22 protein-coding genes and 2 tRNA genes are annotated in these 23,352 nt (G+C 56.4%); 2 read left to right on the top strand and 22 right to left on the bottom strand.

Annotation, left to right across the window (positions count from 1 at the left end):
- Positions 1-54 precede the first annotated feature (54 nt).
- The 6 genes from K7H09_RS19095 to K7H09_RS19075 are packed head-to-tail and all read right to left on the bottom strand — an operon-like array spanning position 55 to position 4,434.
- Positions 55-606 carry a 2'-5' RNA ligase family protein gene (locus K7H09_RS19095; protein WP_230805507.1) on the bottom strand — a complete coding sequence of 184 codons (552 nt, stop codon included), beginning with the start codon at positions 604-606 and terminating at the stop codon, positions 55-57.
- Positions 603-2,006: a CoA transferase gene (locus K7H09_RS19090; RefSeq protein ID WP_208797122.1), complete on the bottom strand. Its 1,404-nt coding sequence runs from the start codon at positions 2,004-2,006 to the stop codon at positions 603-605. Before K7H09_RS19090 ends, K7H09_RS19095 begins: the two co-directional genes overlap by 4 nt.
- Positions 2,003-2,572, bottom strand: a complete 570-nt coding sequence (locus K7H09_RS19085; RefSeq protein ID WP_141440088.1) for an RBBP9/YdeN family alpha/beta hydrolase — start codon at positions 2,570-2,572, stop codon at positions 2,003-2,005. The genes K7H09_RS19090 and K7H09_RS19085 overlap by 4 nt, the downstream gene beginning before the upstream one ends.
- Positions 2,562-3,377, bottom strand: coding sequence for an alpha/beta hydrolase family protein (locus K7H09_RS19080; protein WP_208797120.1), 816 nt, complete (start codon positions 3,375-3,377; stop codon positions 2,562-2,564). Before K7H09_RS19080 ends, K7H09_RS19085 begins: the two co-directional genes overlap by 11 nt.
- Before the next feature lie 9 nt (positions 3,378-3,386).
- Positions 3,387-3,518, bottom strand: a complete 132-nt coding sequence (locus tag K7H09_RS24500; protein ID WP_269064052.1) for a hypothetical protein — start codon at positions 3,516-3,518, stop codon at positions 3,387-3,389.
- On the bottom strand, positions 3,511-4,434 hold the full coding sequence (locus K7H09_RS19075; protein WP_141440089.1) for an aminotransferase class IV: 924 nt from the start codon (positions 4,432-4,434) through the stop codon (positions 3,511-3,513). The genes K7H09_RS24500 and K7H09_RS19075 overlap by 8 nt, the downstream gene beginning before the upstream one ends.
- Positions 4,435-4,607: 173 nt before the next feature.
- Here K7H09_RS19075 and K7H09_RS19070 point away from each other — a divergent pair, with 173 nt between their 5' ends.
- Positions 4,608-5,483, top strand: coding sequence for a LysR substrate-binding domain-containing protein (locus tag K7H09_RS19070; RefSeq protein WP_084625520.1), 876 nt, complete (start codon positions 4,608-4,610; stop codon positions 5,481-5,483).
- Positions 5,484-5,513: 30 nt separating this feature from the next.
- On the opposite strand, the gene K7H09_RS19065 is transcribed toward K7H09_RS19070, so the two are convergent.
- The 16 genes from K7H09_RS19065 to rlmE all read right to left on the bottom strand — a co-directional run bounded on the left by K7H09_RS19065 (position 5,514) and on the right by rlmE (position 22,894).
- A complete protein-coding gene (locus tag K7H09_RS19065; protein ID WP_009287930.1) occupies positions 5,514-6,683 on the bottom strand; it encodes an MFS transporter in 1,170 nt (389 codons plus the stop codon).
- Positions 6,684-6,812: 129 nt separating this feature from the next.
- Positions 6,813-8,981, bottom strand: a complete 2,169-nt coding sequence (pnp, locus tag K7H09_RS19060; protein ID WP_022520704.1) for a polyribonucleotide nucleotidyltransferase — start codon at positions 8,979-8,981, stop codon at positions 6,813-6,815.
- A 164-nt stretch (positions 8,982-9,145) separates the two neighbouring features.
- The gene (gene rpsO, locus K7H09_RS19055) at positions 9,146-9,415 is read right to left on the bottom strand and encodes a 30S ribosomal protein S15 (protein ID WP_007111823.1); all 270 of its coding nucleotides are present in this window, start codon (positions 9,413-9,415) and stop codon (positions 9,146-9,148) included.
- A 150-nt stretch (positions 9,416-9,565) separates the two neighbouring features.
- A complete protein-coding gene (gene truB, locus K7H09_RS19050) occupies positions 9,566-10,486 on the bottom strand; it encodes a tRNA pseudouridine(55) synthase TruB (RefSeq protein ID WP_009287928.1) in 921 nt (306 codons plus the stop codon).
- Positions 10,486-10,935: a 30S ribosome-binding factor RbfA gene (rbfA, locus tag K7H09_RS19045; RefSeq protein WP_141440091.1), complete on the bottom strand. Its 450-nt coding sequence runs from the start codon at positions 10,933-10,935 to the stop codon at positions 10,486-10,488. Before rbfA ends, truB begins: the two co-directional genes overlap by 1 nt.
- Positions 10,936-10,953: 18 nt before the next feature.
- Positions 10,954-13,572, bottom strand: coding sequence for a translation initiation factor IF-2 (infB, locus tag K7H09_RS19040; RefSeq protein WP_027958246.1), 2,619 nt, complete (start codon positions 13,570-13,572; stop codon positions 10,954-10,956).
- A 27-nt stretch (positions 13,573-13,599) separates the two neighbouring features.
- A complete protein-coding gene (gene nusA, locus K7H09_RS19035; RefSeq protein WP_009287927.1) occupies positions 13,600-15,114 on the bottom strand; it encodes a transcription termination factor NusA in 1,515 nt (504 codons plus the stop codon).
- Between the two features lie 72 nt (positions 15,115-15,186).
- On the bottom strand, positions 15,187-15,648 hold the full coding sequence (rimP, locus tag K7H09_RS19030; protein WP_022520707.1) for a ribosome maturation factor RimP: 462 nt from the start codon (positions 15,646-15,648) through the stop codon (positions 15,187-15,189).
- 376 nt (positions 15,649-16,024) lie between these two features.
- A tRNA-Met gene (locus K7H09_RS19025) sits at positions 16,025-16,101 on the bottom strand.
- Between the two features lie 160 nt (positions 16,102-16,261).
- Positions 16,262-16,348: transfer RNA gene (locus tag K7H09_RS19020), tRNA-Leu, on the bottom strand.
- Positions 16,349-16,377: 29 nt separating this feature from the next.
- On the bottom strand, positions 16,378-16,737 hold the full coding sequence (gene secG, locus K7H09_RS19015) for a preprotein translocase subunit SecG (RefSeq protein ID WP_022520708.1): 360 nt from the start codon (positions 16,735-16,737) through the stop codon (positions 16,378-16,380).
- A 4-nt stretch (positions 16,738-16,741) separates the two neighbouring features.
- Positions 16,742-17,491: a triose-phosphate isomerase gene (gene tpiA / locus K7H09_RS19010; protein WP_141440092.1), complete on the bottom strand. Its 750-nt coding sequence runs from the start codon at positions 17,489-17,491 to the stop codon at positions 16,742-16,744.
- A 121-nt stretch (positions 17,492-17,612) separates the two neighbouring features.
- The gene (gene glmM, locus K7H09_RS19005) at positions 17,613-18,962 is read right to left on the bottom strand and encodes a phosphoglucosamine mutase (RefSeq protein ID WP_009287924.1); all 1,350 of its coding nucleotides are present in this window, start codon (positions 18,960-18,962) and stop codon (positions 17,613-17,615) included.
- Positions 18,959-19,873, bottom strand: coding sequence for a dihydropteroate synthase (folP, locus tag K7H09_RS19000; RefSeq protein ID WP_009287923.1), 915 nt, complete (start codon positions 19,871-19,873; stop codon positions 18,959-18,961). Before folP ends, glmM begins: the two co-directional genes overlap by 4 nt.
- 102 nt (positions 19,874-19,975) lie before the next feature.
- The gene (gene ftsH / locus K7H09_RS18995; protein WP_009287922.1) at positions 19,976-21,991 is read right to left on the bottom strand and encodes an ATP-dependent zinc metalloprotease FtsH; all 2,016 of its coding nucleotides are present in this window, start codon (positions 21,989-21,991) and stop codon (positions 19,976-19,978) included.
- 255 nt (positions 21,992-22,246) lie between these two features.
- Positions 22,247-22,894 (bottom strand): 23S rRNA (uridine(2552)-2'-O)-methyltransferase RlmE, encoded by a 648-nt coding sequence (rlmE, locus tag K7H09_RS18990; protein ID WP_027958245.1) that lies wholly within the window; start codon positions 22,892-22,894, stop codon positions 22,247-22,249.
- A gap of 114 nt (positions 22,895-23,008) precedes the next feature.
- Between rlmE and yhbY the strand changes: the two genes are divergently transcribed.
- Positions 23,009-23,335, top strand: a complete 327-nt coding sequence (gene yhbY, locus K7H09_RS18985) for a ribosome assembly RNA-binding protein YhbY (protein ID WP_022520713.1) — start codon at positions 23,009-23,011, stop codon at positions 23,333-23,335.
- The last annotated feature ends 17 nt before the right edge of the window (positions 23,336-23,352 follow it).

Genomic DNA, 23,352 nt, shown 5'->3' with positions numbered 1-23,352 from the left:
CACAAACCTCTTTATCTTGTTCTACTAACATCATCATTACCGAGCTAAATGGCACTAGTCGCCATTGGCCTCTGACGCGACAAGAGAAAATCGTTGTTGAGTCACCCATCTCCCCTCAGTATTCACGATCAACGCAAAATTTTTGCAGTAACACTGAATCGCCCTCTGTTTCGCCATCAACAAACGCACCTCATCTTCTATTCGTTCGAGTGCCTCTGGCCCACTCTCTCTGGCGACGGTGAGGTGAGGTATGCTGCCCGTATGGAGACCACCGTAGGGTGGGTAGTCTGGGAAGGCATCGACGAATGCTTTAATCAGCGAGATAAAAGGAGCGCTAGGGCTTGGCTGAAGATACACCGTGTCCGTGAATCGTCCCACACCCGATAGCCAAAACTCAAAAGCCGTGGTTTGTTTAGCAATCGCTTTAAGCTTGCGAAGATCTTTCTCGACAATCTCGTTAGGTGATACAAAGGGATAAAGTAGCGTTATGTGCGCGGGCACGCCTATAGCCGCTGTGGCATCATAGCGCTGACGAAGCTCGCCAACCACGGGTTCGGCTTCGCGAACAGGAACGATCAAGGCCGCTTGCGGTGCCACTCGGGTCATGACTGCATCGTCCAGTTCGGCGCATCCGTGCCAGGTGGCATCGAGGGCCGTGCGTAGCCTGCTGGCGTGCGCAGCAGTTGCGCGCTGGGACGCACCGCGCGTAACAGGCCGAAGCCAGAAATATCACTTGTCAGCCAGGGCGCAAAGTCGGGCCTAGCAGAGTCAAGACCTCCCTCGACGCGCCCCAACCCGCGCAGCCAGTGACCAGTCTGCGCCAACGAAACCTGCACATGCCAGCTCCCCCCTTCGTGCTGCTGATGCCACAGGGCGGCAGCTACCCCGAAGGCCATCAGGAAGCCACTGGCCTGGTCGAGAATCTGCATCGGCAGCGCACGTGGCTTGCCGTCATCGGCCGCTTCACCCTCAGCATGATTGAATCCCATCGCCGTCTGCACCAGCGAGTCAAAACCGCGGCGGTTGGCCCAGGGGCCCTGAGTACCGTAGGCGGTGAGCGACACGCTGACAATGCCGGGCCTACGAGCAGCCAGGGCCTCAGGAGAAAAACCGAGTGCGGCTAGCCCGCCAGGGCGGTAGCCCTGAGAGAATACCTGGGCATCCTCAATGAGCCGCCATAGTAACTTTCGCCCGGCAGCGGTGCGTAAATCGATATGCGCCGAGCGTTTGCCCCGGCTGGTCTCGGCGATGGCAGCGATATTGGGAAGGTTAGGTGAGTTCACCAGCATCACATCCGCACCCAATGAAGCTAACGCCCGCCCTCCCACCGGCCCAGCCAGGATGCGAGTGAGGTCGAGCACCCGCACTCCTGTGAGCGGACGGGCGTTATTTGCCAGAGTTGGCAGCGCGCGAGGCGGCGCATCGCCGATGCGGGTGATCGTCATCAGGGGCTGCGATGCGATGGCCTGGCCCTGGGGCGTTACATCCCACTCATCGAAGCGACGCAGCGCCGTGGCCACTAGGCCACGCTCAGCGCTCGCCTGCTCGAACGCCAGCGCCTGCCAGCGCAACAGTGCTTGCGCGGCATCTTCGCGTGTCGCCGATCTCTTATCCAGGCCCAGTAATCGGAGCGCGCCATCGCGATGGTGACGAAAGTTGGTGTGTACACGAACGTGCCCGTCGGCGCAGCGATATAAGCCGGAGAACGGATCCCAGAGGCTGGGTTCCTGGTCATCCAGGCTGAACCACCCCAAGCACTCAGCGGCAGCGTGCGCCATCTCCACCGCGACTGGCTGGCGGGAAGCCCCGCGTGAATGCCCCAACTCGCAGGCGGCAAGTGCCGTGGCAGCGATCGTCGTTTGCGCGGCGGCGCCAACGGCAAACGACGATGGGAAAACGGGATCATGGCCGGTCAACGTGATCTTGTCCAAAGCCTCCGCCGGCAAACCACCCAGTGACCAGAGCGCAGTCAGTGCATCGCGTGCTGTCATCGTATGAAAACTCATGCTAATGCCTCCAACAACGCCCACCCCTGAGGCCACTCCCCCAACTGACTTGCGGCGTTGATATGCCCGCAGGCGCCCACGTCAACAAAGTCGGCTTGCCATGTCGCAGCCTGCTGCCGGGCATAGTCCGTCGTCGCGTAGGGGTCGTCACTGCTGGCTACAACCAGCGCTGGAAATGGCAGAGGCCGAGCAGGAGCGTTGCGGAAATCGCTCGCTTCGGGTGGGAAAGCCTTTGCGCCAGGGTCAGGTACTGCCACCAGCAACGCGCCGCTTACCTGCGCCAATCGATGAGCTCTTTCATCGCTGCTATTGGCCTCCTGTACCCAGTGCGCCACCAGCAGGCACGCAAGACTGTGAGCAACGAGCAACACCGGTGCCTCAGCTTCATCAATGGCGGTATCCAATGCCTGCAGCCAATCGGTGAGATTCGGCTCATCCCAGGAGCCAGGCTGAAAACGGAGGCTATTAGGCCGCTTTAGCCCCCATAGTGACTGCCAGTGGTCGGCATCAGAATTGCCGAGACCGGGCAGAAATAGCAGCAGGGTCGCTGGCTTGTTAGTTGTCATTGCAGGTCTCCTTACGCGGTCGATAGCGCAGCTCGCCAGGAAAAGTCGTGGGCGGATTACCGGTGCGCAGCCACTCCATGGCAAGTGGCCAGAGCACGTCGCGAAAGCGCTTATGGAAAAAAGCGAAATGACCGATGCTTGGCTGGCCCACCGCAGTTGGCGCTAGCCGCAGGTGATAGCGTTCGCTACTACTGTAATACTCTAGAAGGCGATCAAGCGCGGGACGAGTGCCGAAAGGGTCATCATCGATGCCCAGCGCCAAAATCGGTGCCTGCACACGCGTGAAGCCCCGCACCAGCATCTCAGCTTCGGGCTCGCCCTCAGGTGTTTCACGTTTACGCCGCACGTTGTGCTCAAAGCGCGGCCCCATTCGCGCCCAATCCAGTGCTACGCCTTTGGGTGTATCTTCCATCCACCCCAGACGCTTGGCGGGTACGTAGCCGACCAAAAGTGCCAACAGTGGCATCGCTAGATGCCAACGCAAGAACATAGATCGCCGAGCCTCGGGTGCGTAGTCCCGCCAATAGGCATACTGTGCGCCCATGGTGAAGATGCGACGCACGCGATGGGCGGACTGGGCAAAGCCAATCACGAAACCGCCCGCAGAGTGACCCACCACATCGATAGGCTGACCAGGAAAACGTCTGGCGACGTAGCGTAGAACGCCTTCAAAATCATGCTGCCCCCAGTCGATCCAGTCGGCCTTGAGTTTGCGCAGCGAATGGTGGCGCGAATCGCCGATTCCCCGGTAGTCGTAGGTCACTACGTCCCACCCTTGCTGATACAAATAATCAGCAAAGGGCATGTAATAGCGTCAGCGCACCGAGGTGGCGGTGTTAATGATCACCACGGGGCCAGGGTGAGACGACGAAACACAAGGTCGGCGCCATACCCACCCGCGCAGCGCATAACTATCCGCCGCGCTGATATAGACGGGCTCAGGCATCAATGTTCTGTCGCCTTGCAGCTATACCGTTCTTAGCCCCAGTGACCGTAGCATGAAAGTCCGCAATCAGTTGCTGGGTGACAGGGCCCACGGGCCATTCGGTCTTCGCCTTATCTTCCACCAATGCCACAACCGGCTGAAGCTCGACCGAGGTGCCGGCAGTCAACACTTCGGTTGCAGCACGCAGTTCCTCGAGTGTAACCGCTCGCTCCTCTACCGACAGGCCTCTCTGACGTGCCAAACCCAACACATGGCGCTTGGTGATGCCATCAAGAAAACAGGTCGGCAGTGGGGTTACCAGTACGCCATCACTGACCAAAAGCAGATTAGTGGCTGTCGTTTCAGCGACTAAGCCGTCGCTATCGAGCAGTAACGCATCATCACAGCCTACTGCTATGGCCGCATGGCGGGCTAGCGTGCCGATCATATACAGTCCAGAACACTTAGAGGCAGTAGGCGCCGTATCAGGGGGCGGGCGTCGCCAGTTGGCCAGTTGCAGCCGAATACCTACCTCTGCCCGCCCCTGGGACGCCGCCGTAGGCCAATCCCAAGCGGCAATCGCCACATGGACACGTGCTTGAGGCGCCGCGATAGACACACTATCCGCGCCACGCCAGGCGATAGGGCGGATATACGCATCGGTTAGCTGATTGGCCCATAGCACCGCGTCAATCGCTTGGCTGAGCTCGCGGTGCGACCAGGGCAGCCGATAGTCCAGTAGTGCGGCGGAACGCTCTAAACGCTCCAAATGCGCGTCACCCAGAAAAACACGCCGCCCGTAGGCACGCATGCCTTCGAATACCGCTCCCCCCATGTGTAACGCATGGCTAAGCACGTGCAGGCGCGCCTCACGCCAAGGAAGCAGCTCACCATCGAGCCAGATCAACCCATCTCGGTCATCAAGAGCGTTTAGCATGGCCCCCACCCAGTAGCAGATTATCGATATCGTCAGTCTGTCCTCTGTATGTTTTAAAAACGAGTGAGTAAATCTCAAACTGGGCTGAGTTTTGCTCAGCGATTTTTACAGCGTGGTCAGCGCGGCTTCTTGTATGATCTGTTTATCAACCTTCGAGGGTGGGGGTAGCGATTATGCGGATTCCTGTGCCATTAAATGCTCTACGCGCTTTTGAGGCGACGGCGCGGCATCTTTCAATCAAGGAAGCGGCCATGGAGCTTTCGGTCACTCCTTCGGCCGTCAGTCACCAACTGCGCATACTGGAGGAGTTGTTTGGCGTCGTGCTTCTGCGCCGAGCAGGAACGCGTCTTGAGCTTACCGACGCGGGACACAAGCTAACACCTTACCTGCAACAAGGCTTTACGCAGATTGCCAAGGGGGTTGACTCACTTCGCCAAAAACGCCGTGACGGGCCGCTACGTCTCAACATGTTGCCTACTTTTGCAACCAACTGGCTGTCGCCACGGTTAAGCCTGTATCCCTTCGAGCGGCGTGGATTCTCGCTTGAGATATCCACTACGCAGGATGAGGTAGACCTTGCCGCGGGGGTGGCCGATGTGGGCATCTGGTACGGCAACGGGCATTGGCCGGAATTACAGGCCGATCTCCTCTTTGAAGCAACCATCGACCTTTATGCCCGTCCAGGCTTTGCTACCGGCTCCCATTGCGATCGCCTTGACCGTGTCAGCCAGGCCAATCTGTTTGTCTCCCGCCACTGCCTGACATGGCAACGCTGGATGGAGAGCCTTCCCGGCGGCCCCTTCAAACCCGCCGTGGTCACGCAGGTGGATTCCGGCGGATTAACCCTGCAGGCCGCCGCCGATGGGGTGGGTGTATCGATAGTGGTCTGCGAGCTGGCCGATAGCGCCGTGCGATTGGGGCGGCTAACGTCGGTATTCGAACATCCAGTCAACGCAGACGTTGGTTTCTGGTTAGTCTACCCAGATGCACTGCGCGAGGATCGCCGTTTGGATAATTTGCGTAGTTGGCTGCGCGAACAGCCAACATAGCCAGATACTTGCGCATTATTTATCGCTTACTTAACGACGCTTCTCCCCCACAATGCGTGACGGTGTTCGCCAGACCAACAGCGCCCCCAACAGAAATAACCCCGATGCGGCCCACATGGCAATGGGCAGGCTAGTGCCATCGACGATACGCCCGCCTAGCATGGCGCCCAGGCCAATGGACATATTGAAGGTAAACGCCATCAACGCCGTGGCGGCTTCGGTATTGGGTGCAGTGCGTATAATCCAGGTTTGAATGCTGACTGATACGCTGCCAAACACCGCGCCCCACATCATGAGCAACATGACACCGCTGCTCGGCTGAACACCCAGAAGAGGGAAAACAGCCACCACAATGAGCAGCAGGCTGGGAATCGCCAGCACCGCGCGGTAAGGGTGGCGCCCGGCAAACATGCCTGCCGCAATATTGCCCACAATGCCTGCCGCCCCATAAAGCAGCAGCAGGCTGCTCACATGGCGTTGGGAAATACCGCTGATCTCTTGCAGGATGGGGCTAATAAAGGTGTAGGCGGCAAAGTGGCCAACCACTACAAAGGCGGTGGTTAACACCGCGACTCGCACACCGCGATTGCTAAACTGCTGCGCCAATACCCGCAAACGCACAGGTTCTCGCGGTGGTAGCGGCGGTAGCCAAAACCACAGCGCAGCTGCCGTTAACAGGCTTAGCCCTCCCAGCGCCCCAAAGGCGACCCGCCAGTTGCTTAGATCCCCCAGCAGCGTGCCCAGTGGCACACCCAGCACCGAGGCCGCCGCGACACCACCAAAAATCATCGTCATCGCTTTTGGCACCTGAGCCTCTGGCACTAGGCGTGGGGCAATGCTGCCCGCCACCGCCCAAAAGCCACCAATACTAAGCCCCACAAGCACGCGGGCGGCAAGCAACAGGATAAAGCTGCTGGCCAATGCCGATAGCACACTCCCGGCCACCATTACGGCCATCAATGCCGTGAGCATAATGCGCCTGTCCAAGCGCCCCACCGCTACCGGCAGCAGCGGGGCTGAAAAGGCAGCGACCACGCCGGGCACGGTGACCATTAAGCCCGCCATGCCGGGGGTAACGCCCATGCTAGATGCCACCTGGGAAAGCAACCCAATCGGCAGCTGCTCTGCGGTCACCAGTAAAAAAATGCCGATCATCACGGCCACCACCGCCCACCAGCGCGGCGTTTGTTCCAGCTCCATCTGCAGCTCCTTGATTTTCTCTAAATCCCGGCTAACAAATCTATATCTGATACAAAGCCGATACCCCGCAAAAACAACGCCCCCGTAGCCAGAGGCTACGAGGGCGTTCTCAGAAACCTAGCTAGCGATTTAAATCGCCGCTTCAGTTTCCGCTGCTTCCGCGGTAAAAGCGGCTTTCTCTTCTTCGCTGATCTCTTTCATCGACAGCTTCACGCGGTTGCGGTTGTCGATATCCAGCACCTTAACGACCACGTCATCGCCTTCGTTCAAGAAGTCGCGCACGTTGTTAACCCGCTCGGCAACGATTTGCGAGATGTGAACCAGGCCATCGGTGCCGGGCATGATGTTAACGAACGCACCGAAGTCAGCAATACGCACGACCTTGCCGTGATACAGCTTGCCGATTTCCGCTTCAGCGGTAATCGCCAGTACGGTGTCGATGGCGCGCTTGGCGGCGGCTTTATCTTCCGCGTAAATACGCACGGTGCCATCGTCGTCGAGATCAATAGAGGCGCCGGTGTCTTCGCAGATTTTGCGAATGGTTGCGCCACCTTTACCGATAACGTCACGGATCTTGTCCGGATCGATTTTGATCGTTGCCATGGACGGCGCGTTGTCGGAGACATCGCTACGGCTCTGGCTGATCACGACATTCATTTGCTCGAGAATACTCAGTCGCGCGGTCAGTGCTTGCTGCAGCGCGAGCTCCATAATCTCTTCGTTGATGCCTTCGATCTTGATGTCCATCTGCAGGGCGGTGACGCCCTCTTCGGAACCGGCAACTTTAAAGTCCATATCGCCAAGGTGATCTTCGTCACCCAGAATATCGGTCAATACCGCAAAACCGTCCGGGTCTTTTACCAAGCCCATGGCAATACCGGCGACCGGTGCTTTTAACGGCACGCCTGCGTCCATCAGGGCCAGCGAAGAGCCACATACAGAGGCCATGGAGCTGGAGCCGTTAGACTCGGTAATTTCAGACACCACACGAATGGTGTAGGGGAAGACGTCTTCTGACGGCAGCATTGCCTGCACACCACGACGCGCTAAGCGGCCATGGCCGATTTCGCGACGCTTCGGGCCACCCATAAAGCCAGCTTCACCCACCGAGTAGGGAGGGAAGTTGTAGTGCAGCATAAAGCGGTCTTTACGCTCACCTTCCAGTGATTCGATTAGCTGTGAATCACGCAGCGTGCCCAGTGTTGCTACGGCAATCGCCTGGGTCTCACCACGCGTAAAGATGGCAGAACCATGAGCTTTCGGCAGCACACCGACTTCAATCGCCAGCGGGCGAACGGTTTGATTGTCACGACCGTCAATACGCGGTTCACCTTTTACCACCCGTGAACGCACAACGCGTTTTTCCAGGCTAGCAAAGGCACCTTTGACGTCATCTTTACTGAACTTGTCGTTAACGGGTTCGCCTTCATCGGCTGCCAGTTGTTCAATCGCCTGGTCTTTCAACTCAGCCAATGCATCCTGGCGCTGCATTTTGTCGGTGATGCGGTAAGCATCGCCCACTTTAGCTTCAAACGCATCGGCCATGGCGGCTTTGAGCGCCTGGTTCTCTTCGGCGGCCTGCCACTCCCAGCGCGGCTTGCCCGCTTCAGCAACCAGTTCGTTAATGGCACTGATCGCGACCTGCATTTCCTGGTGACCGAACAGAACGGCTCCCAGCATTTCGTCTTCGAGCAGCTCTTTGGCTTCAGACTCAACCATCAGCACGGCTTTTTCAGTACCGGCGACGACCATGTCGAGCTCAGAGGTGGCCAGTTCTTCAACCGTTGGGTTGAGGAAGTAGCCTTTCTCTTCGTTAAAACCAACGCGGGCTGCGCCAATCGGGCCACTAAACGGCACGCCAGAGATGCTCAGCGCTGCGGAAGTACCCAGCAGTGCGGCAATATCCGGATCGTGGTTACGGTCGGTGGAGAGAACGGTACAGACGACCTGCACTTCGTTCATAAAGCCTTTAGGGAACAGCGGACGGATTGGGCGATCAATCAGACGCGAGGTCAGCGTCTCTTTTTCAGTGGGACGACCTTCGCGCTTGAAGAAGCCGCCAGGAATCTTGCCCACTGCGTAGGTTTTCTCTTGGTAGTGTACCGAGAGAGGGAAAAAGGGTTGGCTCGGGTTTGCCTCTTTGCGAGCGACAACGGTACACAGCACGACGGTGTCATCCATGGTAACCATGACAGCGCCGGTAGCTTGGCGAGCAATACGCCCGGTTTCGAGCGTGACGGTGCTACGACCGTACTGGAACGTTTTCTTTACCGGATTCACAGCGACTTCCTTCAGCATTATCAATATCTACTTGTCTATTCGTTTAGGTCGTTTTGACTCGTTACCATTCTAGGCGCTGGAGCGCGATAGGGCTACCAGTTCCCTACTTGCCGTAAACACGAAACATAAAAAAACGGGCAGCTCACAAGGAGCTGCCCGTTTCTAATCGTTGCCGTTAACGCTTAACGACGCAGACCCAGACGCTGAATCAGGGACTGATAGCGTTCGAAATCTTTACGCTTTAGGTAGTCCAGCAGCTTACGACGCTGGTTAACCATGCGGATCAGACCACGACGCGAGTGGTGATCCTGTTTGTTGGTCTTGAAGTGATCCTGCAGGCCATTAATGTTGGCGCTCAGCAGTGCAACCTGCACTTCAGGGGAACCGGTATCGTTGTCGCCGCGGCCGTATTCAGTGACGATCTCGGCCTTCTTCTCAGCGGTTAAAGCCATCTGTCTCTCCAGTAAGCAATATGCCTAAAAATGAATGGGTGAGACCACGCATATTTGCAGTCTCAAGCTACTGTTTTCTACGTACACGTTTCGACGTGTACGTCGGATCTTGCAATTTTCACGTAGACGGTCGCCTCCTTGCAACGCTGTTTACGAGATAGCGACAGTGCTTAACAGTCGCTTAGGCGCCACTTCCTGAGCACCTTTCACTACGCCAAGGCCGATAAACGTCTCGGCGTAATAAAGTCGGGCTACTTCGTCCGCGGCTAATGCGCCGGTTTCGAGAGCAGCGGGCTGGCCATGGGCCAAACGAGAATGCGCGGTGTCGTCTACCGTCAGTAACGGTAAATGGTCCACCAACACATCCACGGGCATGAGCTCAGCTTCCAGTGCCGCTTGGTCGGCCAATGCTTCCAAGGCCTCTAGCGTCCACATCGCGTCGGCTAAAAAGGGCCCCGTTTTGAGCCTCCTTAGTTGACTGATGTGCGCACCACAGCCAAGCGCTTGGCCAATATCTTCGGCTAACGTGCGGATGTAAGTGCCTTTACTGCAGCTTACTTCCAGCTCAAAAGCAGTGCCTTCAAACGATAGCAGGCGCGCATCATACACGCTTACGCGCCGGGCTGCACGCTCTACCTGCTTGCCTTCACGGGCCAACTCGTAAAGTTTTTTGCCCTGATGCTTGAGGGCCGAATACATCGGCGGCACTTGGTCGATCTCACCGCGAAAACGGGTGAGCACAGCTTCCACGTCATCGACGCTTAGGCTGGGAACCTCATGCTGCTCAATAATCGTGCCTTCTGCATCGCCGGTATCCGTGATCACCCCTAGCTCTACCCGGGTGCGATACACCTTGTCGGCTTCCAGCAAGTGCGATGAAAACTTGGTCGCTTCACCTAGGCAAATCGGCAATAAGCCGGTTGCCATCGGGTCTAGCGTGCCGGTGTGCCCGGCTTTTTGAGCCTGGAACAGCCGACGCACACGCTGCAGCGCATGGTTGCTGGAAACGCCCTTGGGCTTATCCAGCAGCAGTACGCCATTAACCGGTAAACCTCGACGTTGACGCGCCACTAGCGAGTTTCCTCACTTTGCTGGGCGTCGCCGTCTGAGTCACTGTCTTGGCCAGCGTCTTGATAATCGTCATCATCGTTTTGATAGCGTGCACGATCCGTCGTCACCGCTTCATCAATCAATGAAGAAAGCTGCTGACCGCGCACCACGCTTTCATCGAAATGAAAACGCAGCTCCGGTACGTGACGTAGCTTGATGCGCTTGGCAATCTGGCTTCTTAGAAAACCAGCAGCACGCTTAAGCACCTGCAGATTCTCTTTAATACGCTCGGGCTCTTGCTCACCCAACAGAGTGACGTAGACGTCGGAGTAGCCAAGGTCACGGCTAACGGTGACACCGCTAACCGTGACCATGCCCAAACGCGGGTCTTTCACTTCTCGTTGGATCAGCACCGCCAGCTCCTTTTGGAGCTGGTCGGCTACCCGGTCGGTACGCTTAAATTCGCGCATGTTTAGCTCCTCGCAGCCTTACAGGCTACGCTCGACCTTCACTTGGTCGAAGACTTCGATCTTATCGCCGACTTGGACATCGTTGTAGTTCTTCACGCCGATGCCACACTCCATGCCGTTGCGCACTTCCTGCACATCGTCTTTGAAGCGGCGCAGCGATTCGAGCTCGCCTTCGTAGATCACCACGTCATCACGCAACACGCGGATCTTCTTATTACGATGCACGCTGCCTTCAACCACCATACAGCCGGCGATGGCACCAATCTTCGGCGCACGGAACACATCGCGCACTTCGGCAATACCGACGATTTCTTCTTTCCACTCAGGTGCGAGCATACCGCTCATCGCCTGTTTGACCTCGTCGATCAGCTGGTAAATAACGCTGTAGTAACGCAGATCCAGGCCTTCGCGCTCAACGATCTCGCGGGCAGCGGCGTCAGCACGGACGTTAAAGCCGACTACGATGGCTTCCGACGCAAGCGCCAAGTTGGCATCTGTACCGGTGATACCACCGACACCCGAAGAGACCACGGCGACTTCAACTTCACCGGTGGAGAGTTCTTCCAGGGCGCCTTTGATCGCTTCCAGAGAACCTTGAACGTCGGCTTTGAGGACGATGTTGACCTTGGCCACTTCGTCTTGGCCCATCTGGCTGAACATGTTCTCCAGCTTGGCCTTCTGCTGACGCGCCAGGCGCACTTCGCGGTATTTGCCTTGACGGAAGTTAGCCACTTCGCGGGCTTTCTTCTCGTCTGCAACGACCATAAAGTCATCACCGGCATCCGGCGTGCCGCCCAAGCCTTGAATCTCTACCGGCATGGCCGGGCCAACCGCATCGACTTGCTGGGCAAGTTCGTTGGTCAGCGCACGTACACGACCGTAGTGCAGGCCAGCCAGGACGATATCGCCTTTTTTCAGCGTACCGTTCTGAACCAGTACGGTGGCGACTGGACCACGACCTTTATCAAGGCGCGATTCAACCACCACGCCTTTACCCGGCGCAGAAGGAACGGCTTTAAGCTCAAGCACTTCAGAGACCAGTTGGATTGCTTCCAACAGTTCTTCAATACCTTCACCGGTCTTGGCGGAAACGTGAACAAACTGAGTATCACCGCCCCATTCTTCGGAGATCACGCCGTGCTGCGAAAGCTCATTCTTGATGCGATCAAGATCGATACCATCTTTATCGATCTTGTTGACCGCTACCACCATGGGCACTTCAGCGGCTTTGGAGTGTTCAATCGCCTCAATCGTCTGAGGCATCACGCCATCGTCGGCAGCCACAACCAGAATAACCACGTCTGTCGCCTTGGCACCACGGGCACGCATGGCGGTAAACGCCGCGTGGCCTGGGGTATCCAGGAAGGTCACGCCACCGTGGTTATCTTCCACGTGGTAGGCACCGATATGCTGGGTAATACCACCGGCTTCACCGGTCGCCACTTTCGCTTTACGGATGTAATCCAGCAGCGAGGTTTTACCGTGGTCAACGTGGCCCATCACCGTAACAACGGGTGAACGCGTGATCTCTTCGCCTTCATAGGAGATGCCTTCTAGCATTTCCGTTTCCAGCGCGTCATCTTTAACCAGCTTCGGTGTATGGCCCATCTCTTCCACCACGATCGCAGCCGTATCCTGATCGATGGTTTGGTTGATGGTAACCGCCGCGCCCATGTTAAACATGGCCTTGATCACTTCATTGGCCTTGATCGACATCTTGTCGGCCAATTCCGCCACGCTGATCGATTCAGGGATCGATACTTCACGCACGATCGGCTGAGTCGGCTTCTGGAAAGCGTGCTTGCCATTGCCGGTCTGGTTGCCACCACGGCGACCACCACGACGCTGTTCGGCACGTTTTACCTTCTTACCGCCGCCACCGCGCTTGCGCTCTTCGCGATCACCACGATCTTCATCGTCACGGCGACCTTTGTTCTTCGCCGCCGTCTTCTTGGGCGGAGCGGTACGACGGTCAGTGCGGCCCTCTTTCGGTGGCGCTGGCGGCATATCCTCACCGGACGGCGTATCGTCGATTTCAAGATTCGGCACAGGAATGTCTGGCGTAGCCGGTGCTTTGGCTGCTGCAGACGCTTTCGGCTTGGCTTCAGTCTCTTTATTGCTACGCGCCGTGTTACTTTGCGCCGTCGCTTCAGCCTCTTTATTGCTACGCGCGGTGGCTTCCGCTACCTGTGCAGCGCGGGCTTTCTTAGCAGCGGCTTTTTCTTCGGCTTCACGCGCATCAGACACTTTGCGCTCAGCTTCGGCTTCCGCCATATCGCCCACTAGCTGGCGCGGGCCGGTATAGCTAGGCTCCGGCGCTTTCGGCTTCTCATCTTCAGCGCTTTTGACGTAGGTCTTTTTCTTACGTACCTGCACTTCAATGGTTTTGCCGCGCTCGCCGGTATTGATACGGCTACGGGTTTTGCGTGTCAGCGTGATGCGGTTTTTGCCCGCTTCAGGGGTGTCGCTACCGCCGTGGCTCTTCTTCAAGAAACTCAGTAGCTTCTGCTTGTCTTCTTCAGACACAGCATCGCTTTCAGAAGCGTGCTTTAAACCCGCTTCTTTCATTTGCTCTAGTAGGCGAGGCACATCACGGCCCACCTTTCCTGCGAAATCTTTAACTGTCATATCTGACATATTGACCCTCCTCAGCCCGTGACCTGTTTACTGTGTGTTCGAATCCGATGCGTCATCGACTTCAAACCAGGGCGCACGGGCAGTCATGATCAGTGCCGCTGCGCGCGCTTCGTCCAACTCCTCGATATCGACCAGATCGTCGACAGACTGCTCGGCGAGATCTTCCATGGTAACGATGCCGCGACTGGCCAGAATGAAGGCCAGGTGGCGCTCCATGCCATCCATCTCCAGCAGATCTGCTGCAGGCTGGGCACCGTCTAGCGCTTCTTCCGTGGCAATTGCCATCGTCAGCAGCTCGTCTTTCGCACGTGCACGAAGCGCTTCGACTAAATCTTCATCGAACTCTTCGATTTCGAGCATCTCTTCCATCGGCACGTAGGCGACTTCTTCCAGGGTAGTGAACCCCTCATCCACCAACAGGCGAGCGACATCTTCATCCACATCGAGGTGCTGGATAAAAGAGTCAACCAGGCTATCAATCTCTTGATCGCGCTTAGACTCCGCTTCCTCTTCGGTCATGACATTAATGCGCCAGCCGGTAAGTTCAGAAGCCAAACGCACGTTCTGACCGCTCCGGCCAATCGCCTGAGCAAGGTTATCCTGCGCCACGGCCACGTCCATTGCGTGGGCGTCCTCGTCCACAAGGATAGACCCAACATCGGCAGGTGCCATGGCGTTAATCACCAATTGGGCGGGATTGTCATCCCACAGCACGATATCAACGCGTTCGTTTTGCAGCTCCGAAGAGACCGCCTGAACGCGCGAACCGCGCATACCCACACAGGCACCGACCGGGTCGATGCGGCGATCATTGGTTTTTACCGCAATTTTGGCCCGTGAACCGGGGTCACGCGCAGCACCTTTGATCTCAATCAACTGCTCTGCGATCTCTGGCACTTCAATTTTGAACAGCTCGATGATCAGCTCGGGACACGTCCGCGATAGCTGAAGCTGGGCACCGCGTGCATCGGGATCCACTTTGACCAACAGGGCGCGCACCCGCTCGTTCATGCGGTAACGCTCGCCGTGAATCATTTCATTGCGCGGCAAAAACGCCTCAGCGTTTTCGCCCAAATCAATGATCAGGCCATCACGTGTGGTCTTTTTAACGATGCCCGCAACCAGTTCACCTTCGCGATCGGCATATTGGCGCACGACTTCAGCCCGCTCGGCTTCGCGTACTTTCTGTACGATCACCTGTTTGGCGGTTTGTGCAGCAATACGGCCAAACGACGCATTTTCGATGCTTTTTTCGACCACATCGCCTAATTTCAGCGGCGGATCGCGCTGCTCGGCGATGCTCTCTTTAATTTCATAATCTGGCGTTTCGAATTCGTCATCTTCCACAACGGTCCAGGTGCGGAAGGTTTCGTATTCACCAGTGCGGCGGTCAATATGCACGCGCACATTGGCTTCTTCTCTTTCAAAACGCTTGCGTGACGCACTCGCAAGAGCGGCTTCTACCGCCTCGAAGATGACATCACGTGGGACGCCCTTCTCATTGGAGATCGCGTCAACGACCATTAAAATTTCTTTACTCATGCGTATGCCTCGCCAGAAAACCTATCCTTATGTGCATCACCCCGGCAGCCTGCCGGCAGCGCCGCCACCCGGTCAATCGTCGAACTGCGGTACAATGTGAGCAGAATCAATACTCTCAATTGGAAAGCAGTACTCTTCGCCATCCAGTTGTAGCAGTACTTCATCCCCCTCAACACCGACCAAAAGCCCTTGATACTTGCGCCGCCCGTCAAAGGCAGTGCGCAATTTCAGCGCGACGTGATGACCTTGAAAGCGGGTAAACTGATCCAGGGAATACAAGGGACGTGCCATGCCTGGCGAGGAGACTTCCAACCGGTACTCACCGGGAATGGGGTCTTCTACATCCATAACGGCACTGACTTGGCGGCTAATATCTGCGCAGTCTTCCACGCTGACACCACTCTCGCGCTCGATATAGATCACCAGCCGCGAATTTTTGCCCTGGGAAAGATGGTCGATGCCCCATAGCTCAAAGCCCATGGCAGCAACAACAGGTTCGATCAGCGCGTGAAGCGCAGCGTGTTTAGTGGCCACAGACAAAGCTCCTATAGCCGTTGCATCAGGCACCTGGCCAGGAGTTATTAGAAAAGCTAGGTGGCTGATTGGCGTTACTCGGGAATGTGTCTCCGGTTTTCCGGACGACATCCGCTATTAAGATATTCGTGCTAACGATATTCTGGCTAACAAAGCGGGGGGCGCCAATAAAACAGCGACCAGGCGCGCTTGCTAGTCAAAAGCTGCTAACAAAAAGCCCCTTCACTGGAAGGGGCTTTTTGAAAGAAACCTTGTGTACCATTTCTTAAGTACTACTTCCAGTACCGTCTTAGCAACATGTAACAGGCTGTACCTGAAATGACCGTTATTTCCAATACGTCTTAAAAATAACAATCTAGAACATGCTACTAGAAAATGGTAGCGGGGACCGGATTTGAACCGATGACCTTCGGGTTATGAGCCCGACGAGCTACCAGACTGCTCCACCCCGCATCAATCTAGGTCGACGATAATAGACACTAAAGCCACTTACGTCAAGAACTACTTGCTTCAAGAACCACTTACTTAAAGCTGTCTTTTTCGCCTCAGGTGCCAATGGGCATTCTGGTAACAAAAGAAACGTTCTGGGAAGCTGGCGTGCCAGCAAAACAGATGGTGCCGAAGGCGGGACTTGAACCCGCACGACCATACGGTCACTACCCCCTCAAGATAGCGTGTCTACCAATTCCACCACTTCGGCATCAGGGGAGGCTAAAAAACAGCAGCTGCTTACTCGCTGCTTTCCTCTAGCACTGGCGCGGTATTATCCACGTCCGCAGGCCTGTCGTCAAGCGTCGGGACGCTTTGCTGCTGCTCGATCAAGCGCGAATCGGGAATACCTGCTTCCGGTGCCTGGCCCGCCTGGGTGGCAAAGTAAGCTAGCGCCATTGAGGTGACGAAGAAACCCGCCGCCAAAATAGCCGTTGTGCGCGACAGGAAGTTACCACTACCCCGCGAACCGAATACCGTTTGTGATGCACCGCCCCCGAAAGCTGCACCGGCTTCGGCACCTTTACCCTGCTGAAGCAGAATGAGTACCACCAGGGCGACCGCAATCACCACATGAATCATAAGAATTGCAACTTGCATGGCGTTATCCTGCTGACTGACAAATGGCATAAAAATCATCGATCTTGAGTGAGGCTCCGCCCACTAGACCGCCGTCGATATCTGGCTGAGCAAGCAGCTCAGCCGCATTGCTTGCGTTCATACTGCCGCCGTAAAGCAAACGCAGTTGCTCGGCGAGGCCCTTATCGAAACCCGCCTGGTAGGCACGGATGCCTGCCATAACGTCCTGGGCTTGCTCAGGCGTTGCCGTGCGCCCAGTGCCAATGGCCCAAACAGGCTCATAGGCAATCACGACCTGCTTACGCTGGTCGGGCTCTAAGCGGGACATTACATGGCCCACTTGACGAAGCACCACATCCATCGTGCGCCCTGCGTCGCGCTCCTCCAGGGACTCACCCACACAGAGGATCGGCGTGATATCCACGCTCAATGCTGCTAGCAGGCGTGCAAAGATCTGTTCATCGCTCTCTTTGTAGAGCTGACGTCGTTCAGAGTGCCCCACCAATACGTAAGAGACCGCAAACTCTTTTAGCATGCGGCCACTTACTTCGCCGGTATGCGCCCCAGAGTGAATAGGGTTCAACGTTTGCGCGCCCAATGAAAGCACCGTACCTTCAAACGCGTGGCGCGCCGCATCCAAATAGGGGAACGGCGGAATGATAACGACATCCACGCTCGTTGGCGATACGGCGGCGGAGAAGGCCTGGCCGAATTCATTGATCAACGCCACGGAACCGTTCATTTTCCAGTTACCGGCGATTAAAGGCGTACGCATCGACTCTCCTCACTCAAGGTGGAGCGAAATGGTATAGGAGCGGCCTTGTCAAGACAACCGCTGTTATAGCCACAAGCTGGGTTTACCAAACCAGTTTACTGAACCGGTTAGCTGAACACATTTAATTAAGTAGCGCCTGAACCTGATCGGCCAAGCTATGCGCCAATTGATCGACGTCTAAATGGGCGCGTCCTTCCACCATTACTCGAATAAGCGGCTCAGTACCTGAGGGACGTAGCAACACTCGCCCCTCATCGCCTAACTCATGCTCTAACGCAGCCACTGCCTGCTGAAGCGGCGCAGATGCCATCACCTCTTTGGCGCTGGCATGAGCGGGCAAACGTACATTAACCAGCGCTTGGGGCACTTTCTCCAACTCTTTTAACAGTGTCGGGAGGCTTTTTTGCTCGCGCATCATCAGCGCCAATACCTGCAACGCGGAGACAATGCCGTCGCCGGTGGTCTGCACGTGGGCGCACACAATATGCCCCGACGACTCACCGCCCAGCTCCCAACCATTGGCGGCCATACGCTCCATCACAAAGCGGTCACCCACCTTTGCGCGCTCAAAGGGGATTCCCAGCTTATCCAGCGCCATCGACAGGCCAAAGTTTGACATCAGGGTGCCCACCACGCCGCCTTGAAGCAAGCCACGCTCGTGGCGATCTCGGGCAATCAGATAGAGAATATCGTCGCCGTCGACTTCGCGCCCGTCGCCATCTACCAGCAGCACGCGGTCGCCATCGCCATCAAAGGCGATCCCCAAATCAGCATTTTGCTGAATCACGGAAGCACGCAGAGCCGCGGGGTGCGTTGAGCCCACCTGCTGATTAATGTTTAACCCGTCAGGTGCAGAGCCAATGGTGGTGACATCAGCCCCCAGCTCGCGGAACACATTGGGCGCGATATGGTATGTGGCACCGTGAGCACAATCCAAGACGATTTTAAGGCCGTGCAGGCTAAGCCGGTCAGGCAAGGTCGATTTACAAAACTCGATATAACGGCCTGCAGCGTCGTCGATGCGTGTTGCCTTACCCAACTGCGCGGCCTCGGCCGTGGTCAGCGGCGCTTCCAGCATCGCTTCGATACGATCTTCCGTGTCATCGGGAAGTTTCTTACCCTCAGCGGAGAAGAACTTGATGCCGTTATCATCAAAAGGATTATGCGATGCCGAAATGACGATGCCTGCATCGGCACGAAATGTGCGCGTTAAATAGGCAATACCCGGCGTGGGCATTGGCCCCAGCAGCGAGACATCCACACCCGCCGCAGAAAGCCCAGCTTCTAGGGCGGATTCGAACATATAGCCAGAGATCCGGGTATCTTTGCCGATCAGTACCCGCGTTCGACCTTTATCACGGCGCAGCACCTGACCCGCCGCCCAGCCCAACTTAAGCATAAAATCAGCGGTAATCGGTGATTTACCCACCGTGCCGCGAATACCATCCGTCCCAAAATAGCGCCTTGTCATGCGTCAAACTCCTTATTTAGCGGCGGCTCGCAGCCTTCTTGTAGTACCGCCCACGCCATATTGACTGCATCGACCGTTGCAGCCACGTCATGCACGCGCAAAATATTTGCCCCACGCTCAACCGCCATGGCAGCGAGCGCCAAACCACCGGAGAGACGCTCCTCCACTGGTCGACCCAACACTTTACCAATCATGCTCTTGCGCGACATACCCACCAGCACTGGAAGCTCCAGCGATTGCAGAGACTCCATGTATTTGAGTAAGCGTAGATTGTGTTCGACGGTTTTGCCGAAGCCAAAACCAGGGTCGATCAGTAGACGGTTGCGGCGTAGCCCTGCAGCCTCGCATTCAGCAATCCGACGGGCCAAATAATCCGCCACCTCTTCCTCGACCGGGCGCTGATACGCGGGCGACTGCTGCATATCCTGCGGCTCGCCCTGGCGATGCATCAGGCAGACGGGCAACCCGCTACCCACCGCAGCCAGCAGGGCGCCTTCTCGCTCTAAGGCGCGCACATCATTAATCATACCAGCGCCCAGCTCGCTCGCCTCGCGTATAACCGTCGGGCAACTGGTATCCACCGACACCAACGCATCCAGCTCGCGCACCAGGACCTCCACCACCGGCGCCACCCGGTCTAGCTCTTCCTGGGGGCTGACAGGGATAGCCCCAGGGCGGGTCGATTCGCCGCCCACATCTATCATCGCCGCCCCTTCGGCCAGCATCCGCTCAGCGTGGCGCAAAGCGTCATCCAATGCCACGTGCTGGCCACCGTCAGAAAAAGAGTCCGGGGTCACATTAAGAATACCCATTACCCTGGGAAAGGAGAGATCCAACAGATGGCGCCCGCAACGCAGTTGGAGAGCATTTTCTGCGTTTCGTGAAGAGGACGTGTCCAGAATTGATTTCATGCTGCAGCCTGATCAAGAAATGAAACATTGCTGTTATGTATACAGCATATCAAAAAAGGCGCCCCATGACGGGGCGCCTTTGGCTCATACGGCAGTGCTGGCTTATGAGCCTGCAGGGCCACCTAGCGGGTCTGAGGGACGGCGACGCGGCCCGTCGTCATCTTCTTCGCTGTCACCACCGGACGCATCGCCTCCAGAAGCGTTTGAAGAAGCATCGTCTTCAGCCTTCGCTTGCGGCTTGTCATCGTTGACAGGCGTACCGCCACCGGATGAGTCACCGTCATCCCAACCTTCCGGCGGGCGCGGCTCACGACCTTCCATGATGTCCTTCAACTGCGTGGCATCAATGGTCTCGTACTTCATCAAGGCCTCGGCCATGGCGTCCAGCTTATCGCGATTATCGGTCAGGATTTGGCGTGCCTGCTCGTAGCAACCGTCGATGATTTTGCGGACTTCCTTATCAAGGCGCGTGGTGGTGTCACCAGATTTCATCTTGCCACCACCCTGACCCGGGCCACCGAGGAACTGATGCGACTCATCCTCGTCGTACATGATCGGGCCCATTTCGTCCGACAAGCCCCACTTGGCAACCATGTTATGGGCCAGCTCAGTAGCACGCTTGATGTCGTTTGAGGCGCCGGTCGTTACACCATTCGGGCCTAACGTCATCTCTTCGGCAATACGGCCACCAAACAGCGAGCAGATCTGCCCCAGAATTTGCTGACGGGAGAGGCTGTAGCGATCCTCTTCCGGCAGGAACATGGTGACACCCAGCGCACGGCCACGGGGAATAATCGTTACCTTATAGACCGGATCATGGGAAGGCACGACCAGACCGATAATGGCGTGACCCGATTCATGGTAAGCGGTATTGAGCTTCTCTTTGTCGGTCATGACCATCGATTTGCGCTCAGCGCCCATCATGATCTTATCCTTCGCGAGCTCAAGTTCTTCCATGCTGACCAAGCGCTTATTGCGGCGCGCGGCAAACAGAGCGGCTTCGTTGACCAAGTTGGCCAAATCCGCACCAGAGAAACCAGGCGTACCACGTGCGATAAGCTGCGGTTTTACGTCATCACCCAGCGGCACTTTACGCAGGTGAACGCCCAGAATGTGCTCACGGCCACGGATGTCCGGCAAACCGACCGTTACCTGGCGGTCAAAGCGGCCTGGGCGCATTAGCGCAGGGTCAAGTACGTCAGGACGGTTGGTCGCGGCGATAACAATGACGCCTTCGTTGGCTTCAAAGCCATCCATTTCAACTAGCAGTTGGTTCAACGTCTGCTCGCGCTCGTCGTTACCGCCACCCATACCGGTGCCACGTGAACGGCCTACCGCATCGATTTCGTCGATAAAGATAATGCACGGCGCTTGCTTCTTGGCCTGCTCGAACATGTCACGCACACGGGATGCACCGACACCAACAAACATTTCAACGAAGTCAGAACCCGAAATAGAGAAGAACGGCACTTTGGCTTCGCCCGCAATGGACTTTGCCAGCAGCGTTTTACCGGTACCCGGAGGGCCTACCATCAATACGCCGCGGGGAATCGTGCCGCCCAGGCGCTGGAATTTGGTTGGGTCACGCAGGAAGTCGACCAGCTCTTCTACTTCTTCCTTGGCTTCATCACAACCCGCCACGTCGGCAAAGGTTGTCTTAATCTGATCTTGTGAGAGCAGCTTGGCCTTCGATTTACCAAAGCTCATCGGGCCGCCTTTACCACCACCGGCTCCGCCCTGCATTTGGCGCATGAAGAACATAAAGATGCCCAAAATCAACAGAATCGGGAAGCTGGCGATCAGTAGCCGCGTCCAGATACTTTGCTGCTCTGGCTCTTTGCCCACCACCGTCACATTGTTGCTCAACAGGTCGTCCATCAGCTTCGGATCTTCCGCCGCTGGGCGGATGGTCTGGAACTGAGTGCCGTCCGTGCGCTCACCGCTGATGGTGTAACCATCAATCGTTACGCTACGTACCTGCTGATTTTGCACCTGCTGCACAAACTGGGAATAGTTTGTGTTTTGCGGTGCGCTTTCCGTACTGAAATTGTTGAACACTGTCAGTAGGACGGCCGCGATGACCAACCACAGAATCAGGTTCTTCGCCATATCATTCAAGGGGCTACCCTCATTACAAGAATCCGTCAGTTAAACCCTGGTGCTTCATAAAGTCTTTTACCAATAAGCTTAGTAATACGACATTACATCAGCATCAAGCGTTCAACCATTGCCAAAGCGTCTTATGCCTCGGGCCATCTGTGTCACGCGCACTTATGGCGACTAATGTGACACACGTTGCGCTTGCCTGTCTGGCAATCGCGCTGATAAATCTTGGCTATGAACCACACGGGCAGCCTCTCATGTTAAGGAGAGTCACCCGCGAAACCCTTCGGCCAGAAAATAGACTTCACGGGAACGCGCCCGGGAGGCGTCTGGCTTACGGGTTACTACCTTGTTAAAGCTGCCGCGCAATTCTTTCAAATAGGCGTCAAACCCTTCCCCCTGGAATACTTTAGCTAAAAACCGGCCACCAGGTGACAACGTTTCGCGGGCAAGTTCTAACGCTAGCTCCACTAAATACATCGCCTGGGGCTGATCAATCGCCGCCATGCCACTCATATTGGGGGCCATATCCGACATCACAAGGTCTACACGGCGATTATCCAGGCATTTTAGTATCGCCTCCAGCACCGCCTCTTCAGTGAAATCACCTTGGATAAAATCCACCCCGGCCAGTGCGTCCATCTCCAGAATATCAGAGGCAATCACCACACCTTCAGGCCCTACCCTTTCCGCTGCAATTTGACTCCACCCGCCGGGGGCGGCGCCCAGATCAATCACCGTCATACCGGGACGCAGCAGTTTATCTTTTTCATCCAACTCAATCAGCTTATAGCTGGCACGGGAACGGTAGCCATCTTGCCAGCTCTGCTTCACGTACTGGTCGTCAAAATGCTCCTTCTTCCAGTTATTGCTGGTCTTGCTAACGGAATGTTTTCGGTTCGGGGGCTTTTGCTGCATGTGGGAATCTAACACTGGAATAAGAGATGGGCGCATTCACGCGATCGCTTTCACTCGGTGACGTTTCACCGTAAGATGGAGCGTTAAGCGCTAACCGGGATACCGCAAGATACCATGAGCTTGTCACAGGCACAAAAGAAAGCATTTCGTAGCATTGGCCACCATCTTAACCCAGTGGTCACCGTTTCTGAGAACGGCGTCTCCGAAAATTTGCTCGCAGAACTTAACCGCGCACTCACTGATCACGAACTGATCAAAGTGAAACTTGCCCTTCCTGAGCGGGATGATCGTGCTGCCATGATAGCCGAACTGATCGCCAACAGCCGTGCCGACTTGGTGCAAACCATTGGCAAAATGGCGCTGCTCTATCGCAGAAATCCGCAGGTGAACCCGAAGCTTTCTAACGTTACCCGCTTTGAGAACCACCACGGCCGCCATTAAGCGTTAAATTCAACGCG

The organism is Halomonas sp. IOP_14, from assembly GCF_021021315.1.
Lineage (GTDB): Bacteria > Pseudomonadota > Gammaproteobacteria > Pseudomonadales > Halomonadaceae > Vreelandella > Vreelandella titanicae.
This window is presented reverse-complemented; position numbering and strand designations above follow the sequence as displayed.

Coding starts and splice junctions, on each gene's coding strand:
- K7H09_RS19095 (WP_230805507.1), bottom strand. CDS start 606: ATGACCCGAGTGGCACCGCAAGCGGCCTTGATCGTTCCTGTTCGCGAA.
- K7H09_RS19090 (WP_208797122.1), bottom strand. CDS start 2,006: ATGAGTTTTCATACGATGACAGCACGCGATGCACTGACTGCGCTCTGG.
- K7H09_RS19085 (WP_141440088.1), bottom strand. CDS start 2,572: ATGACAACTAACAAGCCAGCGACCCTGCTGCTATTTCTGCCCGGTCTC.
- K7H09_RS19080 (WP_208797120.1), bottom strand. CDS start 3,377: ATGCCCTTTGCTGATTATTTGTATCAGCAAGGGTGGGACGTAGTGACC.
- K7H09_RS24500 (WP_269064052.1), bottom strand. CDS start 3,518: ATGCCTGAGCCCGTCTATATCAGCGCGGCGGATAGTTATGCGCTGCGC.
- K7H09_RS19075 (WP_141440089.1), bottom strand. CDS start 4,434: ATGCTAAACGCTCTTGATGACCGAGATGGGTTGATCTGGCTCGATGGT.
- K7H09_RS19070 (WP_084625520.1), top strand. CDS start 4,608: ATGCGGATTCCTGTGCCATTAAATGCTCTACGCGCTTTTGAGGCGACG.
- K7H09_RS19065 (WP_009287930.1), bottom strand. CDS start 6,683: ATGGAGCTGGAACAAACGCCGCGCTGGTGGGCGGTGGTGGCCGTGATG.
- pnp (WP_022520704.1), bottom strand. CDS start 8,981: ATGCTGAAGGAAGTCGCTGTGAATCCGGTAAAGAAAACGTTCCAGTAC.
- rpsO (WP_007111823.1), bottom strand. CDS start 9,415: ATGGCTTTAACCGCTGAGAAGAAGGCCGAGATCGTCACTGAATACGGC.
- rbfA (WP_141440091.1), bottom strand. CDS start 10,935: ATGCGCGAATTTAAGCGTACCGACCGGGTAGCCGACCAGCTCCAAAAG.
- infB (WP_027958246.1), bottom strand. CDS start 13,572: ATGTCAGATATGACAGTTAAAGATTTCGCAGGAAAGGTGGGCCGTGAT.
- nusA (WP_009287927.1), bottom strand. CDS start 15,114: ATGAGTAAAGAAATTTTAATGGTCGTTGACGCGATCTCCAATGAGAAG.
- secG (WP_022520708.1), bottom strand. CDS start 16,737: ATGCAAGTTGCAATTCTTATGATTCATGTGGTGATTGCGGTCGCCCTG.
- tpiA (WP_141440092.1), bottom strand. CDS start 17,491: ATGCGTACGCCTTTAATCGCCGGTAACTGGAAAATGAACGGTTCCGTG.
- glmM (WP_009287924.1), bottom strand. CDS start 18,962: ATGACAAGGCGCTATTTTGGGACGGATGGTATTCGCGGCACGGTGGGT.
- folP (WP_009287923.1), bottom strand. CDS start 19,873: ATGAAATCAATTCTGGACACGTCCTCTTCACGAAACGCAGAAAATGCT.
- rlmE (WP_027958245.1), bottom strand. CDS start 22,894: ATGCAGCAAAAGCCCCCGAACCGAAAACATTCCGTTAGCAAGACCAGC.
- yhbY (WP_022520713.1), top strand. CDS start 23,009: ATGAGCTTGTCACAGGCACAAAAGAAAGCATTTCGTAGCATTGGCCAC.